Source organism: Microcoleus sp. Pol7_A1, from assembly GCF_036701085.1.
Taxonomy (GTDB): domain Bacteria; phylum Cyanobacteriota; class Cyanobacteriia; order Cyanobacteriales; family Microcoleaceae; genus Microcoleus; species Microcoleus asticus.
The window spans coordinates 277,039-295,173 of record NZ_JAUBQD010000003.1 but is presented as its reverse complement, the minus strand read 5'-3'; the positions used below and the strand labels follow the sequence as shown (position 1 = coordinate 295,173).

The 18,135-nt window shown below is 44.7% G+C and carries 12 protein-coding genes and 3 pseudogenes; 6 read left to right on the top strand and 9 right to left on the bottom strand.

Translation table 11 applies throughout. The features are described from left to right. Positions 1 to 116 precede the first annotated feature (116 nt). Positions 117 to 314, bottom strand: a pseudogene (locus tag QUA20_RS04130) (Uma2 family endonuclease); the annotation flags it as partial. 266 nt (positions 315 to 580) lie between these two features. On the opposite strand from QUA20_RS04130, the gene QUA20_RS04125 reads away from it, so the two are divergent. The 3 genes from QUA20_RS04125 to QUA20_RS04115 all read left to right on the top strand — a co-directional run bounded on the left by QUA20_RS04125 (position 581) and on the right by QUA20_RS04115 (position 3,974). Then, a complete protein-coding gene (locus QUA20_RS04125; protein ID WP_333185630.1) occupies positions 581 to 2,146 on the top strand; it encodes an ABC transporter permease subunit in 1,566 nt (521 codons plus the stop codon). Positions 2,147 to 2,295: 149 nt separating this feature from the next. Next, a complete protein-coding gene (locus tag QUA20_RS04120; protein WP_333185628.1) occupies positions 2,296 to 3,111 on the top strand; it encodes a class I SAM-dependent methyltransferase in 816 nt (271 codons plus the stop codon). An 83-nt stretch (positions 3,112 to 3,194) separates the two neighbouring features. Further along, complete coding sequence (locus QUA20_RS04115; protein WP_333185626.1) at positions 3,195 to 3,974, top strand: ABC transporter ATP-binding protein; 780 nt, start codon at positions 3,195 to 3,197, stop codon at positions 3,972 to 3,974. A 237-nt stretch (positions 3,975 to 4,211) separates the two neighbouring features. Here QUA20_RS04115 and QUA20_RS04110 read toward each other — a convergent pair whose 3' ends face one another. Continuing rightward, positions 4,212 to 5,048 (bottom strand): PEP-CTERM sorting domain-containing protein, encoded by an 837-nt coding sequence (locus QUA20_RS04110; RefSeq protein ID WP_333185624.1) that lies wholly within the window; start codon positions 5,046 to 5,048, stop codon positions 4,212 to 4,214. A gap of 318 nt (positions 5,049 to 5,366) precedes the next feature. On the opposite strand from QUA20_RS04110, the gene QUA20_RS04105 reads away from it, so the two are divergent. Further along, positions 5,367 to 6,074, top strand: coding sequence for an ABC transporter ATP-binding protein (locus tag QUA20_RS04105; RefSeq protein ID WP_006631855.1), 708 nt, complete (start codon positions 5,367 to 5,369; stop codon positions 6,072 to 6,074). 100 nt (positions 6,075 to 6,174) lie between these two features. On the opposite strand, the gene QUA20_RS04100 is transcribed toward QUA20_RS04105, so the two are convergent. Both QUA20_RS04100 and QUA20_RS04095 read right to left on the bottom strand, forming a co-directional pair. Further along, the gene (locus QUA20_RS04100) at positions 6,175 to 11,670 is read right to left on the bottom strand and encodes a response regulator (protein WP_333185623.1); all 5,496 of its coding nucleotides are present in this window, start codon (positions 11,668 to 11,670) and stop codon (positions 6,175 to 6,177) included. A gap of 549 nt (positions 11,671 to 12,219) precedes the next feature. Continuing rightward, positions 12,220 to 13,662, bottom strand: a complete 1,443-nt coding sequence (locus QUA20_RS04095) for a hypothetical protein (RefSeq protein ID WP_333185621.1) — start codon at positions 13,660 to 13,662, stop codon at positions 12,220 to 12,222. 191 nt (positions 13,663 to 13,853) lie between these two features. On the opposite strand from QUA20_RS04095, the gene QUA20_RS04090 reads away from it, so the two are divergent. Then, on the top strand, positions 13,854 to 14,159 hold the full coding sequence (locus QUA20_RS04090) for a helix-turn-helix domain-containing protein (protein WP_333185619.1): 306 nt from the start codon (positions 13,854 to 13,856) through the stop codon (positions 14,157 to 14,159). Positions 14,160 to 14,183: 24 nt separating this feature from the next. Beyond that, positions 14,184 to 14,915 (top strand): annotated as a pseudogene (locus tag QUA20_RS04085) (IS630 family transposase); the annotation flags it as partial. A gap of 11 nt (positions 14,916 to 14,926) precedes the next feature. On the opposite strand, the gene QUA20_RS04080 reads toward QUA20_RS04085, so the two are convergent. The 5 genes and pseudogenes from QUA20_RS04080 to pstB form a co-directional block, all read right to left on the bottom strand. Continuing rightward, positions 14,927 to 15,310: a phosphatase PAP2 family protein gene (locus QUA20_RS04080; protein WP_333185645.1), complete on the bottom strand. Its 384-nt coding sequence runs from the start codon at positions 15,308 to 15,310 to the stop codon at positions 14,927 to 14,929. Between the two features lie 77 nt (positions 15,311 to 15,387). Beyond that, on the bottom strand, positions 15,388 to 15,750 hold the full coding sequence (locus tag QUA20_RS04075) for a hypothetical protein (RefSeq protein WP_333185618.1): 363 nt from the start codon (positions 15,748 to 15,750) through the stop codon (positions 15,388 to 15,390). Between the two features lie 60 nt (positions 15,751 to 15,810). Continuing rightward, positions 15,811 to 15,996, bottom strand: a complete 186-nt coding sequence (locus tag QUA20_RS04070) for a hypothetical protein (RefSeq protein WP_333185616.1) — start codon at positions 15,994 to 15,996, stop codon at positions 15,811 to 15,813. A gap of 44 nt (positions 15,997 to 16,040) precedes the next feature. Further along, positions 16,041 to 16,946 (bottom strand): annotated as a pseudogene (locus QUA20_RS04065) (IS4 family transposase); the annotation flags it as partial. Positions 16,947 to 17,300: 354 nt separating this feature from the next. Then, positions 17,301 to 18,110 (bottom strand): phosphate ABC transporter ATP-binding protein PstB, encoded by an 810-nt coding sequence (gene pstB / locus QUA20_RS04060; RefSeq protein WP_333185614.1) that lies wholly within the window; start codon positions 18,108 to 18,110, stop codon positions 17,301 to 17,303. Positions 18,111 to 18,135: the final 25 nt, after the last annotated feature.

Below are 18,135 nucleotides of genomic sequence, written 5' to 3'. Positions count from 1 at the left end.
AAGTTAAAGTCGAAGTAAACCCTTTCGCCATCGATCGCACCTATGAATTACGCACTTGATTTAGCTAAATACTTAATCTTATCATGTTTTAGGTTGAAATTAAGATGCGTTTACCCTGGTAGGGCTAGGGAAATTTGCGGTTTCTCTGCGATGTCGTTGGCGACTGTTACGAGTCTGCCTTGTAGTTTGCTGTGTTTTCCTTGCGGCATAGGTTTTTGTACGATCGCACCTTTGATGTATTCGCTAGCCGGTTTGGTTTCTGGGAGTTGCAAAAACTCGTCGAGGGTGATAGTTTTTTGAGGTGCTTGTACCATATAGCGATCGCCCGTTTGAAGTGTTTTCCGGTAACAGTTCCAGTATATTTGAAGTTTCGATCGCTGTGGTGAAACAATCGCTCTCAAAAGACTCTAAACTGTAGCTAGCCCGCTCAGCAGTCTCCCGAACCAGCGGTTGATAGAGTTGCTTGAGGCAGAAATTGGCACTGCCCGCGTCAGTCGCATCTATAAAACTGGGATTCCTAGCATTCTTTCATCTAACTACTGATTGCTAACTAATGACTAATGAGTAATAACTTCTTCCTATGTCAAACAAGATAATTAAAGCAATTAAATCGAGCGGTATTTTAGGGGCGATCGCCTCTTTGACTGTTCTGTTATTCGGGGGTTGGAGCGGTACCGTGATCGGCTGGCTGATGGGTACGGCGGCGGGCTTTATGAGCTGTCAGGAGCCAAAGGTTTACAGCCCGAAAATGGGTGCGACTATCGGCAGTTTAGCTGGATTGGGATTGGGAGTTTGGCTGTTAGTTGCTAGCGTAGTCGAAGGAGTGATCGTTCGACCTTTTTCTGGTCAATCTGCTGTGGCTTTGCCGACTACGCTGCTGTACGGGATTTGCAGTTTGACGATCGCAATTCTAACAGCTACGTTAATGGGTGCTTTGCAGGGTTTGCAGGGGGAACGCCAGCGGCTGGCAACTCTGGTGACATTAGCTTTTATTCTAATTCTGTTTCCCTTTATCGACATTCAAGCTCAAACTGGCTGGATTGCTACTGTAGTACAGATTCAAATCTTTATTATGCTGGCGCTGGGTTTGAATATTACGGTGGGTTTTGCGGGTTTGTTGGATTTAGGATATGCGGCATTTTTTGCGATCGGCGCATACACGACAGCTTTACTATCTTCTGGGCAGTTAAATATTGCTTGGAACTTTTGGGTGGTACTGCCGATCGCCGCTGGTGTAGCTGCGATCGCGGGCGTAATTCTGGGTATTCCCACACTGCGGCTCAAGGGCGATTATTTGGCCATCGTTACCCTCGGTTTTGGCGAAATTATCCCGGTTGTCTTTAGGAATTTAACGGCGATTCGGATTGACGAACCAGTCTCGAAGATTGTCGCTTCCCTGTTGGGGAAACCCGAGTTGGTGCTTTGTCTGGTTGGGTGCGATCGACCTTTTAACCTCACGGGCGGCGAAGCGGGAATAAACCCGATCGGGCGTCCATCTCTCCCCATCGTCGGCACTTTCAGCACCGGTAACTACTTTCCCTGGTACTATCTAATTTTGCTGCTAGTTGTCTTCGCTTACTTCATGATTTCGCGGCTGCGAGATTCCCGCTTGGGAAGGGCCTGGAATGCCATGCGCGAAGATGAATTAGCGGCTAGTGCGATGGGGATTAACCTGGTCAAAACCAAACTTTCGGCTTTTGCGATGGGAGCGACGTTTTCTGGCTTTGCAGGCGCATTTTACGCCGCCTATATCAGCGCGATTTTTCCCAGCGTTTTCGATTTCTCGGTGTCGGTAATCATCCTGTGTATGGTGATTTTAGGCGGTTTGGGCAATATGACGGGGGTGATTTTGGGCGCTATCATTATCATGTCTGCCGATCGGCTTTATCTGCCACAATTAGCGCAAGTCCTCAAGGGTTTCCTGAATACTTTTGTACTCCCCAGGATTGCAATTCCCCAGTTACAAGACTTTCTGGCAACCAGTTTAGATCCGATTCAAATGCGCTTATTTCTATTCGGCCTAACTCTTGTTGTCATGATGATCGTGCGGCCGGAGGGGCTGATTCCTGATAAGATCCACCAAGCTGAACTGCATTCTGATGCTGAAGCGAGCAATGAGTCTTTAGCAGATGCGAGAAGTCAATAAATAAGTAAGGACAAAAAAACATAGTATTTTGTAGGTGGGTTTAGCTAAAAATATAGGGTGCCATGCCAGGAACTTTATGAGTGTAAAACCCCCCTCCTCATCTAATGTTTATTTGTAACCAACTACTTAGTAAGGGTGAAAGATTAGCCATGAAAAATGTAACTGGTACTGCTTTTATCGTTGCGGAATTTAGAGCAGAAGAGAACGAAGAGGCAATTCCTCTTTACACTGATAATGTAGTAAAAATTTGGCTGAATGAGGAAACAGAAAAAATAGCTAGCCAGATAGCTAAAAACTCTCCCGCCGCTAAAGAAATGGTTAAGTTGCGGACTAAATATTTTGATGATGTTTTGTCAAATCAAATTTTAGGAGGTTGCAAGCAAGTAGTTATTCTAGGTTCTGGTTTGGATACTCGCGCTGCTAGAATTAATGGAGAAAAAGTCACTTATTTTGAAATAGACGACCGCGCGACTCTTCAATTAAAAGAAGAAACTCTCAAAGCTAACAAAGTTACTGCCAATGTTCGCTACATTCCCGGGGATTACGTAAAAGAAGGTTTAATCTCCTTGCTGAAACAGAGTGAATTTGATTTCGCTCGACAGACATATTTCTTGTGGGAAGGCAACACTACCTTGCTTGACAAAAAAGATGTAATATTTGTATTAGAACAAATTCGGGACAATGTTCATAATTTCCGATTGTCCTTTGATTATATGTCGGAAAAGGTGATTTTGAGAACCACGGGCTACCAAGATATCAATGATTACATAGATAAATACGAAAGTATGTATGCACCGTGGATTACTGGGTTTGAAAAGATTGCAACTTTGGCTGACGAACTCCATCTCAAAGTTATTGAAAACTTTTCGACTGCCGATTTACACGCACAGTATCGCCCCAGCCGTTCGCTAGAATCTAATCTTTTTAAGTTCTATTTTGTCTGTACGTTAGAGAATATGTCCTAAAATATCCCAAATTGATTCGCGTGCGTGAAAGCTCGCGAGCATCCCGCACGCACTACTCTAAAATATTAGGAAAAAAAACCAAAATGTCATTATTAGAAGCACAGCAACTTACAATGCGGTTCGGCGGTTTGACTGCCGTCAACCAGGTCAGTTTAACTTTGGAAAAAGGCGCGATCGCTAGTTTAATTGGCCCTAACGGTGCCGGGAAAACTACATTTTTTAATATGCTTACGGGCATCTATAAACCGAGTGGGGGGCAGTTGGTACTTGAAAATAAAAATATTACCGGTTTACCGCCCGATCGCCTGACAACTTTCGGCATTGCTAGAACTTTTCAAAATATCCGCTTGTTTAACAACATGACTGTGCTGGATAATGTTTTAGTAGGTAGACACTGCCGATTAAAAACAGGTTTGTTGGGCGCAATCCTCCGCACTCCGGCTGTGATTTTGGAGGAAAGGGAAGCTAAGAAAAAAGCCTTGAGTATGCTGGATTTTGTCGGTTTAGGTGCTTCTAAAGCGCCGGAGTTGGCAAAAAATCTTTCCTACGGCGACCAGCGGAGATTGGAAATTGCGCGGGCTTTGGCTTCCGATCCGAAAGTGTTGCTTTTGGACGAACCGACGGCAGGGATGAACCCGAACGAAACGGCTGATTTAACTCGCTTTATTTACCGGATTCGCGATGAGTTGGATTTGAGTATTTTGCTGATTGAACATGATATGAAGGTGGTTATGGGAATTAGCGATCGCGTCAGTGTTATGGAGTACGGTACTAAAATTGCTGAGGGAACTCCTGCCGAAGTTCGCGCCGATCCTCGTGTGATTGAGGCCTATTTGGGAAAAGAAGAAGATGGACATGGATAATCGGTATTGTATGCCGACAGATAAGTGAGGTGCGCAGTGCGAAATACGAAAAAATGATATAATGTCCGGCAAATTAACCGCAATAAAATTAGGGGCGGGTTTGCCAAAAAATCTGTCATTCCTATCGATAATATTTATCAACCCGCCCCGGACGACAGCATTTTATAACGAGCGATTCAACGGAAAAGATATGAGGTGCGCATTGCGCACCCTACGAATTGATTTTCGGGGATGTTCCTAAACTTTTGATTTGAATTGAGACAATTTATTATTGAGTTTTCGCCCCCTGACAAACAATCCTAAAAATATTGCAGTACCTAATACTGCGCTCGGTTCGGGAACTGCTTCTGCTTCTGCCTCTGCGATATTATTCTTAATTTCTACTAACCTTAAGCTAGTGGCGCTGCCGAATGTCCGCGAATACACCCCAGAAGTATAGAGGAGGCTTGTTGCTGCACTTCCTTCAGCCATTAAATTAAAATTAATGGCTGTGGGGTTAAAGCTGTTGCTAGCAAACCCATTCAAATAAAAGCCACTAGAAGAGTCTAAACCGCTGGCAAGTTGAAAAGAGTCTAACAGAATGTTAGTAACAGTGTTAATCAACCAGAAAGATATACTGCCATTCGCGCTGGCGCGTTCGGATTGGCGGTTGTCAACTGATGTTAAAAGATATAAAAATGTCTGGAAATTGAAGGAAAAAGTTTCTTCGGCATCAATGTCGAAGTCGCCGAGCACTGCTGCTTGACTTTGGGCTAAACCGGAATAGTTATTGCCGTCACCTTGCACTTTATTTTGCGAGAGATTTGCAGCCAGCAATTCGTGACAGTTAGATAGAAAAACTGCATCAGCAGTCGCCTCGCTAATAACTGAACCCCTCTTAGCTATTGTCTGAGTGTAAGTGTTAGTAGATGTACCTCTATCAGTCGGTCTGTGACTGAAGTTGTCAATGGTTACTGCTGCTGCAGAACCTGCGATTATTGCAGCACTGCTAGGGCTAATGCCTACAGTCAAGCCGGTTACTAAAGGAGTTGCTAATAAAAATGCGATCGCTCCGGTACTGTGATTTAATTTCATGGTAAATGTCCTGAAATTTGAAAATTTTTAAATGCTGTTATTGGTAAATTGTAGCGGTTGGTTGCGCTTACGTATTAATACTACCTATTTACTTAGAGATTTTTGTAAAGCTACTGTCAAGAAATCTTGTGTTTGATTAAAGGTTCTGTAAAGTTGGTCGCCACAACTACTAAAAATACATGGTATGGGAGCTACGGCTGAGTGTCGGTCTAAGTAAAATTACTATTTACTCTAAAAATGGTTAACTTTAAATAAATGCAATAAATATTTATAATTAGCCGGGATAATATAATAAAGCACAAAGCAGAAAGAGTAATTATGTTGGAAATTAAAGACATTCACACCTACTACGGAAATATCCACGCTCTCAAAGGAGTATCGCTAACAGTCTCGCAGGGAGAAGTTGTGACATTAATCGGCAGCAACGGGGCAGGGAAAACAACCACTCTCCGCACGATTCAAGGACTGCTGCGCCCGCGCCAAGGCACTGTATTATTTGAGGGAAAGCCTTTAGAAGCACTATCTACAGAGGCGATCGTCCGTTTGGGGATTTCTCAAAGTCCGGAAGGGAGGCTAATTTTTCCGCGAATGACGGTGCAAGAAAACCTAGAGATGGGTGCTTATCTCCGCAACGATACTCTCGGTATCAAGTCCGATATGGAAAAAGCATTAAATTTATTTCCTCGTTTGCGAGAAAGAATTAGTCAAAAAGGGGGAACTCTCAGCGGCGGCGAACAGCAAATGTTGGCGATCGCCCGGGCTTTGATGTCGCGCCCCCGCTTGTTATTATTGGACGAGCCGAGTATGGGATTGGCACCGATGTTAGTCAGTCAAATTTTTGCGATCGTCCGCGATATTAATGCTGAAGGAACAACTATTTTACTGGTGGAGCAAAACGCCCGCATGGCTTTAAGTGTAGCCCACCGCGGCTATGTCATCCAAACAGGTCAGGTTGTAGTCGCCGGTACTGCTAGCGATTTGCAGTCAAATGAAACTGTTCGCAAAGCGTATTTAGGCGAAAGTTAAATATGGGCATGGGGCATGGGGCATGGGGCATGGGGCATTGGTTATTGAAACTGACAAATAACCAATAACAACCAACAAATAACAAATAACAAATAACAAATTACCCCATTTGCGATCGCAACTTCCCCGTTTCCAATTCCGTCTCAAAAGCCGCCCGCACCTTTTCCCACTCCACTTGGGCTTCCAACAGGCGATCGCGCGCCGTACTCACATCAAAAACCTGTTCCCCTCCCGACTCAACCGCCAAGCGACCCATATACTCCAACTCCTTGCAAACTGCAGAAAAAGACACGGCTCCTAAATTGGCGCTGCTCGACTTCAGCGTGTGAGAAGCGATTTTCAAACTATCAGCATCGCCGAGAAAAATAGCCTCCTTAATTGTTTCTAAATGCTGCGGTGCGTCTAACAAATATATCTTAATCAGCTCCCCCAAAAAATCCGGGTCTTCCTCATCGTCTAGCTCGCGGAGATTGTGCAAAACATGAAAATCAATCGGCGAATCTGCTCCCGGTTTGACGCTCGAATATCCAGCAGCATCACTGTCAAGTCCATCGGAAATATCTTCATTTTTCGGCTCAGTAACGGCATCCAATTCATTCCGATCCAGAGGTGAGCACTTGCTCAAGGCGATCGCCAACTCTTCCCGGCGCACTGGCTTAGTAATATAATCGTCCATACCTGCTTCCAGACACTTTTCGCGATCGCCCTGCATCGCATTAGCAGTCATCGCAATAATTCTCGGCTTCTTGTTAGCAGGCCATTCCTGACAAATGCGGCGCGTCGCTTCCAACCCGTCCATGTTCGGCATCTGCACATCCATCAGCACAACATCGTAAGATTGCCGCTTCAGGGCCTCCAAAACCTCCAACCCATTAGCAGCAATATCAGCCCGATATCCTATCCTGTCTAGCAAATGCGTAGCGACTTTTTGATTCACCACATTGTCCTCGGCCAGCAAAATCCGAATCTGACTAGAATTAGCTGCATCCTGTCCCGCTGAATTGGTAGCAACCTGCCTCAAAACAGCCGGCGTCCGCTGCACGCGGTGCTGTTCTTGAGATTTTTCAAAATACTTCAATCCCGAAGTCAAAGTCACCACATTTGAAACTTCTCCCCTGCTGCTTTTTCCGGTAACATATCCAAAAACTTGCAGCAACACATTATAAAACTGTGACTGTTTTAGAGGCTTAGTTAAAAAAGCCGAAAAATGTACTTCTGTAGTTTCGAGTTTTTTCCAAACTTCCGCCTTGCTTAAATAAGTAAACAGCACCAAAGGTAGCGCAACTTTGCGAGGGTTTTTAACTTGGATGGCATTCGGATTTAGGTCGTCGCCGCCAGACAAATTGCTCAGCTCAAATTTCCGAATCTGCACAGCCAAAGCCACACCGTCCATATCTGGTAGATTCATCGCCAAAATAGCTAAATCGATCGCCGAGTTTTGTTTGATGATTTCCAAAGCCTCAGCACCGGAAGTTACAGCCACCGGTATCATTCCCCAAGACTCTGCCTGCCGGCTCAAAACTTGCCGATTAATGGCATGATGCTCGACAATTAACAAGTGCTTACCAGCGGCAAATTCCGGCCTTTTTTCCTCAGTCAGGATTTCATTAGCTTCAGCAATAACCGTGAAATAAAAAATCGAACCAGAACCCGATATCGGCGGGGAAGTAAATTCTGCAGGCGACCTGCCAGCGGTACTTTGTCCGATCGCAGAAACTGCCGATTGAGACTTAGAACTTCCCGGACAAACCTGGCTGACAACCCACATTGTACCCCCCATCAGATCGCTCAAACGCTGGCTGATAGCCAGTCCCAAACCCGTCCCGCCGTAATGTCGCGTTGTCGAAGCATCCACTTGCGAAAAAGCTTTAAACAGGCGATCGATCCGGTCTGGCGGAATGCCAATTCCCGTATCTTGGACAGCAAATTGAATCTCGTATTGTCTGCTATCTGCCAACCGTCTCTGGTTAATTACTAACGGTTGCGGCTCTAAAATATTGATTATTTCCGGCGAACTCTTAGCAGCTACCTGCTCAATTTTTCTAGCCGTACAGCAGACGACAATTTCTCCAGATTCTGTAAACTTAACTGCATTTCCTAGTAGATTTACCAATATTTGGCGCAGCCTAGTGACATCTCCTAAAATGTTTTTCGGAACAGAACTGTCAATAAAGTAAGCCAGCTCTAAACCTTTTTCTGATGCTCTCGGAGCCAGCAATTCCAGAGATTCTTCTATACAGTTTTGCAGATCGAAGGGGCTGCGTTCCAAATCCATTTTTCCCGATTCAATCTTAGAAAAGTCTAAGATATCGTTAATAATAGTCAGCAAAGCATCGCCGCTGGTGCGAATTGTCTCTACAAAATCCCGCTGTTCTGGAGTTAGATCCATATCGAGCAACAAACCCGTCATCCCGATTACCGCATTCATCGGAGTGCGGATTTCGTGACTCATAGTCGCTAAAAATTCGCTCTTAGCTCTGTTAGCAACCTCCGCCGCTTGTCGCGCTTGATCCAAAGCTTCATTTTGCTCTGCCAACTGTCGCTGTCGCTGAACTTCCGTTTCTAAAAGTTGTGCTTGAGCTAACGTAATTCCGACTTGAGCGGCAACATCTTCTAACAGTTCAATTTCGTCGGAATTCCACTGGCGAGTGGCATCGCACTGGTGCAAAGTAATAATTCCATTCGGTTCTCCTTGATAGGAAGTGCGAACCGCCAACATAGATTTTAATCCGATGCGACGGCACATCGGCCCCGAAGATTCGAGCAAAGGATCGGCAAACACATCAGGAGATGCCAGGGCTATATCTTCAGCGAGGAGTTTTTCTGTGTAGGGGTTATAAGTAACAGAAAGTTCTAAATCTAAAGCTGATTCGTGACCTGGTTCTAAGTATTCCGCGACGCAAGGAAGGTGCGGATAAGGTTGAGAAAGATAGGTGTGAATTGTACAGCGATTGACGCCAAATACGCGACCGATTTGGGTGGCGGTAGTCTGAAAAATTTCTTGAGTATCTAAAGTCGATCGCACTTTTTGAGTAATTTGTTTGAGTAGTAAAACGCGCTGGTACTGACCTTGCAAAGTTCGCTCTCGCTCTTCGCGGGCAATTTCCGCGCCGATATAATTGCCCATCAACTTTAAAATTTCAAAATTCAGCGGTTTCAAAGGAGATTTAGTGGTGCGGGAAGTAAAGCTCAAAGTGCCAAAAATTCGCCCTTGCACTATTACCCTCGTCCCCACAAAAGCCTCCAACTTGCGCACGCTGTAAGCGGGGTGGTTGCGCCACGGAGTAGTGCCGGCTGATTCGACAGAAATAGGTTCGCTCGATCGCAAAACCTCTCGCTCGAAGGTTCTGCTCAAAGCAAAACCGTCTCCTTTAGCAAATCCAAAGGGAAAATCTTCCGGTACATAAGCCGCGATCACTTCGTAGCGATCGCCCAAAACCCTGCCCAACAGCCCGATATCCATCCCAAACTGACTGCAACCCATTGCCAGCAACCGGATCGTTCGATCGTCAAAAGAGCCTTCCGAACTCACCATTACCTCGTAGAGCGATCGAATTGCCCGCTCGCTTTCCCGCAGATCCTCAACCCCTTCGACGCGGTTGCAGACATCGTGCAAAGTCCCTAAAATTCCCGCTATTTCGCCTTGGGAATTCCGCCGGACTTGGGCAAATATTTCTACTGAAATAAAGCCCGAATTACTGTGAATTCCCAAGGAGTTTTTCCCCGACTCCAACTTGCACTTAAATCGCAGTTCTCGTCGTTCAAATTCCGACTTGCCCGACAGCAAAGACTCCAATAAATTTGCACATTGCGCGCGCTCATCTGGATGCACCCAATCTAAAAAATTAGTTTGCAAACTTTCGGAAACCGAAAAACTCGTAATTTCCGTCCAAGCGCGGTTGAGAAATGTCCAAAGCCCTGCCGCATCTATCTGGAAAATTACTGTTGCTTTCAAAGAGTCAAATAGTTGGAATTGCTCCTGATTATGAGCGCGGTTTGTGAGTTCTAACTGCTTGTTTGCAGTAATATCTGTATGAGTTCCTACTACCCGCAGCGGTTTGCCCGTAGCGCCGCGCAAAACTTGACCCCGGTTCAGCACCCAGAGAGTGCTGCCGTCTTTACAGTACATCCGATATTCTGCTGCAAAATCCGGTGTCTTTTGGGCGAAGTGCTCTTCTAAAGCTGCCTTGACGGAGTCAATATCATCTCGGTGGATGCGACTCCACCATTCAGATCGGCGATTCGAGATTTCCCCTTCTTGGTAGCCCAGCATTTCTTGCCACCGCGCCGAATAAAAAAACTCATCTGTTTCGAGATTCCAGTCCCAGATCCCCTGATTGTTGACTGCAGGGGGGAGATTTGGCTGCTCTACGAAACTGTTGTGAGAAATTTCAGCCGCGACGTGGCTATTTGCTGCCCTTCCCTGTATTTCTGCTGAGAGTCTTTTGTATTGAGCGTTGCTAGATTCTAGCTGGCGCTGCAAAGCGATTAAGCCAGAATGAAGAGATTTTGAATCCAGCGCTTGTAAAAGGATAGTTTTAGGATTGACAATCCCGATCGGGTGATTGCTTTCGTTGAGGACTAATAAAGGCAACTGGCAGTAGTTTTTTTGCAGCAGGGCGACTGCTGCTTCGAGGGTAGAGTGCGATCGCACCAGCGGTGGCGAACTGCTGCAAATCGCTCCCGCTTTAATTTTGTTGGAGTCTCTTCCCAGGGCCTGCAATTGCACGATGTCCCGCGAACTTACCACGCCAACCAGTTTGTGAATGTTGGGATTTGTAAATTTGGAATTTTGAGCAGCACCAGTCGAGTGTTGTTCGGGGGTTTCAGTGATTAATACATAGCTAACATTGTGTCTGAACATCAGTTGCGCCAAATAGCGAACCGAAGAAGTAGCAGGAGCGTGAATAATTCGCGACGCTGCGATTTGAGGGATTTGATAAAGTTTAATTAAACTCGCGGGCAGCTCTAATTTCGGATGCTGAATTGGCAGCGGCGGAGGGAACGCGAAAGCCGCAGGTGGCGAAGCGCTGCTAATTGCTTTTTGTGTCGATTCCCCAATTCCCTGCAACATTTGCACCAAGCTTTGAGAGCTAATTATACCGACAAGTTCTTCAGTGTCGCTGACGATGGGCAAATGGCCGATATGATTTTTCTCCAGCAGATTTGCTAAGGCAAAAAAGTCGGGAATTTCCGATTCTCGGGCTACAGTTACGGTTCTGATCATGATTTGCTCGATCGCAAATCCCCTCAAAGCAGCGCCGATCGAATTTAGCTGTACGACATCTCGCGTTGTAAAAATCCCTAGCACTGTCTGGCCGCCCGCATAGGGAGCTTTTGAGCCGTTGAGACCCAGCCCGTTGCCTCCTGCCTGTACCGCACGCGGTACGCCGCTGTAGAAACCCAACTGTTCCCGCGATTGTGGGGAAGTCCCGTTCGTGGGATTTCCGAATTGAGAATTCCCGCGCGGTTCTACCACGAGGACGTAACTGGCTCCTGTGCTGCTCATCAGCTCGATCGCCTTTTCTACGGGCGTCTCAGGGGTGACAGTGAGGGGATTGCGGTTGATGACCTGACTGAGGGAGGGAATAAACATCAGGGGGCATAAAAGTGATATTTGTTGGAAACAGCCGATCGCGAGCAGCAGGTTGATTGAGAGGCTTTGCCCGCGAGATTTCCCAGCGCGCTCAAAGTTTCTGTACGATTAGACTCACTCCTACTTCCAGCATCTTGGCATTGAAAATTAATTCCGTGCCAATTCCTGATAATTGGCCGGTTCTGACTTTCAGAACCAATGCTATCTGCCAGAGGGCGGACATGAAGGCTGGCGGGCAATTCATCGCTTAGCGTAACTGCTGCGGGTTTACGAGCAAGAATTTCTGCGATTGTCTAGACTGCACCTTACTTTCTCGCCCTCAACGGAACTCTTGCTCGGATTCTGTTTGAGGCAAGATACCTGCACGCTACCAATTTACCAGCGACAGGAGGGGAATCACAACATGACGATTTAGGTATTGCTACTGTGCAATTAGGGGTTCTAGGGTTTGAGGGTTCGAGGGTTCGAGGGCTAAACAGGCAGAAAATAAATAATTCCGATCATAACTAATTGTATCTTATCCCAATTATGACCCCGAGGATTTGAGCTTCAATTCTGGCGATCGAACTTGATGAGAATAGCGCTGTTCCCCGCCACCCCAAAACTCGCATTGCCACCCTTCAGCGTTAAGCTACCAACAACCTCATCCATTTTTTTAGAACTGAACTCCCGCACCGTGCCCTTACCGGCTTTTATCAGAGCCGAAATATCTGCATTTACTGTGTAAGATTTGGCTCGATCGTTGACAACAAGCAAGTAAACATTCTTGCTAGCATCGAGAGTTGCAACTGCCATTATATCCGAACTGTTAGGGATAGGAAAAAAGGTAGCTTTCCCGCCCTGCAAACCCCTAATTCCCATCCGCAAAGCATAGTAGCCTGCGCGCCGTTTTCCCCCGTCCCCTAGCAAACCTTCCACCACTGCGGGCTTGCCCCAGTCGTACAAACAGAATATGTGACTGCCGTAAATATAATTATCCCCCGGTTGGGAACCTCGAATCAAATTCTTAATCAAATTTAAAGCTAAAGATAAATTGCCGTAGCTAATGTTGTAAGTTCCCCATTCTCCGACCCAAAGCTGCGAGTTAGCGCGGACAGTACCGTTCATCCAGCCGCGCACTTTGCGGGTGTAGTTAGAAATATCTGCATCGTAGTTGTGGACATTGACTGTATTGAAATAATTCGGTATTTCCTGCAAAGCACTAGCCGGCCAATTGCTGCCACCTACGGTTTTCGGGCCGTGGATGCGGTAAGTGCGATCGGGCAAATAAGTTTTGTAAACAAAGTCGATCGCATCTTTTGCCACTTTAACCAACTCAAAATAGTCAGCCATAGTCCCGCCCCAACCCTGAGCGCGATTGTCCGGTTCGTTGTGAATTTCCCAATCATCAACGCCGTAATCATTGCGAACATTCAGCCAATAAACCGTAGCAAAAACGTGTTCCCACCACTCGTTCCAATCTTCTTTTGGGCGCGGCGGATTCAGTTGCAGCGCCCAACTCGGCTTCCAGTTATTATCAACATTCCGAATACTCACAACCGGGCGAATATTTGCTTGTTTGAGACTATTAAAAATAGTCCGGGCATTGCCTTGCCAAACTATACCAGGTTTTCCCGACCACCAATAATCGCTACCCTGAGGCGGATCGGTCATAATCTTATCCCAATGCGCCCAATTAATTATATTGGGATTTGCCTTAATTTGGGATATTTCCGGCCACCCGTATTTACCATCATCGTCTTCGGGTTCCCATCGGGACATCCCGCCGTAAATGCGGTAGGTATTAATTCCCAAATCTTGCAAATCTTTGATGTCGAAATTGATATTGCCCTCGACTGCACCGATGTAGCGAGTGCTAACACCCGCAGCATTGGCGGAAATTTTAATTGTTTCGATGTTTTGAGAAAAAATTGTCGTTCCGCTGAACAACGCTAGGCTGAGGGCCATTAAAATGGCGAGCGTAAAATTCCGAACAGTTATTTTCAAGAACACGGGAGTAATGACTAATGATTACATCACGCCTATAAATATAGCAGGTAGTCATACGATTTTAGATTTTAGATTTTAGATTTTGGATTTTAATTTTTAGATTGGTAATGACTAATGACTAAAGTTATTAGTTATTATACCAATTCACTATGAAGGTACACTAAAATATAGGGTAAAAGTAGAGGAAATCGAATATGGCGAACAAACTTCAGGTACAAATCCAGGAAACGATTGAGGAACTAGAGCATCGACTCGAACGGAGTGCGACCGCCGTAAATAAAGAAAAATTACTGGTATTATACTGGCTGGTCACAAAAAAAATCCAAAAAAGAGCAGAATTAGCCACGATGTTAAAACGAGACTCTTCAACAATATATCGTTGGTTAAGAGCTTACAAACAAGGTGGAATTAATGAATTACTTAGCATAAAAAAAGCTCCCGGAAAGACTCCACATATTCCACCATCCGTGAGAGAAAAATTAATCAAAAAACTGCAATAACCCCAGGGAGAAACAAGTTATGGCAAATTACAGCTCTGGCTCGAAAAAGAATGCGGAATTAAAGTGAGCTATAAAGTGGTACATGACCTAGTACATTATAAATTGAAAGCTGACCTGAAAGTCCCAAGACCCCAAAGTAACAAAGCGAACGAAGAGGTGCAGGCAAGCTTCAAAAAAAAACTATATGAGCTGATAAAAGTAATGATTAAATATTTCGGAAACTCGAAGCCTGTAAGGATATGGTGTCAGGATGAGAGTAGATTTGGATTGATTACTATGCCGGGCAGAATGATTACATTAAGGGGGGTAAAACCCATTGGCAAAAAGCAATGGAAACGAGGAAACTTTTATATTTATGGAGTCGTAGAGCCAGCAACAGGTGAACAATATTATCAAGAATTTTCTCAGCTCAATTACAACTGTTTTCAAGAATTTTTAAAGGGATTTGGTCAAAAATACTCAGAGAGCTTCAATCTAATTATCATGGATAATGGTAGCTTCCATAAAGCTCTATTATTAGACTGGGCTGACCATGTAATGCCAATATATTTACCTGCCTATAGTCCTGAATTAAATCCGATTGAAAGATTGTGGGAGCATACAAAAAAAGACCTCAAGTGGGAAAATTATTCGAGTTTAGATAAACTCAAAGAACACGTAAATACAATTATCAAATCTCTCACGAATGAAGAAGTTTTATCTCTCTGTGGTTGGGACTATATCCTTGAAGCTATATTAAGTGCAACTTCAGAGTAAATTGGTATTAGTCAAAAGTCAATTCCCTTAAGAAACTTTTCGTAATTACTGTTACTAAAACTTTTCACAACGTACTTGCCCAAATTCCTGCCCGCTGTTAACCCATCTCGATTGTCCGACAACCAGTGAGAACCACCGTAAATGCGACTCATCCCGGCTTCCTCCGCAGCCTCAGTAATACTTTTAAAAGCCCGAGGCTGCAAATTTACCGAAGCATCGGCGACGGTGGTAAAACTAACATTATCGCCGAAGAAAGCTGTCAAAACTACATCTGCTGCACCGCCAAAGGTACTATGTCCCGAAACATAAGCTGGGGAAGATGGAGTATTGAGTAACGGCCTCCAATTTGCATCGGCTGCTTTCTGAAAATTGCCGTCTTTATCTGCTTGCTGGATTCCTGTAATTAGTCGCCACCGATTGAACGTTTATTTTTGGTCGCCGTCGATGATGCTGGCATCGGCGAGAGCAATATTCAACACTGCAAATAAACCCACGTTTTGCTCGAAGTATTGCCGCGGCTAACAGCAATATCAGCAGCAATTTTATTCCAATTTCCGGGAGGAGTGACAGTACCTGCACTGTCCAGCCAAAATTTGGATATCGCACTTTGATCGGGTGTGCGAATTTTACTATTTTTTGCTCCTAATTCTTTTAGTTTTTTGAGATTTGCTGCATATTCTTCGCTCGTCAAACTTGGCATATTCGCTATTTGAAACTGCGAATATTTAGTCATTGTAAAAGGTTTGACATTTTTCCAGTGTGGCATAGAATCTGGTTTCAAATCCGGCGGTATGGGCTGCCAATAACCAGTTTGATTAACGGGAGTATATTTCACCTGGACAGTCGCACCATCATCTTTTCGCCATTCTCAGATATTGTTCGCTACAAACTCTCCCTATTGTACGCCATCTGTTTTTGATTTCCCTTCAACGATTGTCGCCAAAGAAGCTGTTTTTGCTGCTTCTAAAGTTGCTGTTTGTTTTGGGTACAATTTTACTAGCACGCGATGTGCTGCTGCTGCTTCTGAAGGTGTACCGGCGGGTGCTGGTGCTGGAACTTTGTATACTTTCTGATTGCACAATTTATGAAGGCCCTTTGAGAACGAATATGAGTTTTTCGTCCTCACAAATGTACTTTGAGTTCATCAATCGTATTCTCGACTTCCCAACGTTGATGATATTCACAGGCAAGTAACTGGGCAGTAAATTTTTCAGATTCCAACAAGCTGGTAATTAAACGATATCTAATTTGTGCTTCTGGGCGATCGTAATTATCAATTGTGTATTCAATTACTCTTACCTTTATGGGCTTAAATCCTTTTTTCCTTAGTTTGCTATCAGGGGTAAATGCAACTCACACACGAACCATCATCTAATTGTATTTCGTTTAAGAATTTAACGTTGCATGAAATTCGCCCCAAATACTCACAACCGTTACTGACTGTAGCTTCTACCATCGCATAAGAATGTAAGCTTCTATCCCAGATCAATAGCATTCCCGGCGTTACTGAGATCCATAACTTTAACGATCTTACTCTTTCTCCCATTTTATATGGAGACATTAAAGCATCAAAGATTAAATATGTTCCTGCCTCTACTAAAATGACGAATCTAGATGCAAAAAAACGCTGCTTTTGTACCGTGGCGACTTCCTTTCCCGACCAAAAACTCTGGCATTTTCATCACGATCGGGGAGATCTAAGCAGGTTCCGTCTATCACTACGACTCTGAGTTCGTTGATAAAAGCTCCTACTGTTTCAACTGTCGCCATTGGTCGCACTTGCAGAATGAAACAACTGTCTCATCACGCCTGATCCTAATCTTTGTCTGGCTTGAGTAATTGCCGAAATACACATGGAAATCGCCAATATTTACCAATTTTTATCCACCCTTCATTAAGACCATCAATCAAATTTTTTAGTACATCCCGTATTGAATCTTTCGACCACAGACTCATGGCGATTACCAGACACACTACCAGTTGTACTGGTAAGGCACGATGACGTTTCTCTTCAACCTTCGTTTTAGTAATCGCCTGGAAAGATTGCAGTAGCCCGACTCCCCATTTCTATTGCTTTGAATATCTCCGTACTTGGGATTTTGGGAGATACGAAAGAGAATTCTTTGAGATGCACGCTAACTTGCTCTCTCTTTGTGGAGACAATACATAGTTTACAACGGTTTGAGCGTTAACTGAACCGTATTGAAATAAGCCTCAATTTCGCCATGAACTAAAACTCTGTAGGCAAGAGTTGAGGCTAACTGCCGAGCGGAATATGAACCTATAGGGTTAATTTTAGGAATAAATTGTTTTTTTAACCTAATGCTTATGACCAACGTAATGTCATTGCTGACAATGCGTAACGCCTAAATCTGACACTTGAGTTTAACCAAAGCGTCCACTGATGTACTCTTCGGCTTCTTTGGTTTGGGGAGAACGGAAAATTTGTTCAGTGGGACCAAACTCCACCAATTTGCCGCGTCGTTTGCCTTGATCGTCCGTTTCTGTATTGAAAAATGCCGTCCAATCCGCGATTCTTGACGCTTGTTGCATATTGTGAGTCACCGTAATAATTGTGTATCGTTCCTTAAGTTCTAAGCACAGTTCTTCAACCTGTCGGGTAGAAATGGGGTCGAGAGCAGAGCAAGGTTCATCCATTAACAAGACATCGGGCTTCATAGCGATCGCGCGGGCAATACAAAGCCTCTGTTGTTGTCCCCCGGATAACGCCGTTCCTTTATCTTGCAGTTTATCCTTGACCTCATTCCAGATAGCGGCTTGTTTGAGGGAAGATTCCACTAATTCATCCAGATTTCCTTGATAACCGTTGGTTCTGGGGGCATAGGCAATATTTTCATAAATGCTCTTGGGAAACGGATTCGGTCTTTGAAACACCATTCCCACCTGTCGCCGCAATTTGACGGAATTCACTTGCGGATCGTAAATATTACGGTTGCGGTAAATGAGTTTCCCTTCCACCTTTGCCCCAGGGATTAGATCGTTCATGCGATTGAAGCAACGCAATAAGGTACTTTTGCCACAGCCTGAAGGGCCGATAAAAGCCACAATTTTTTGACGGGGAATTTTGATATGGACATCGACAAGGGCTAAAAAGCCATTGTAATAAACCTTTACGCCTTCTGCCTCAAACACGCTATTGTCCGCGTCGAGCTTACCTGTATTACTGTCAGTCATCTGAAATGGTCTCCTTAATCTTGAC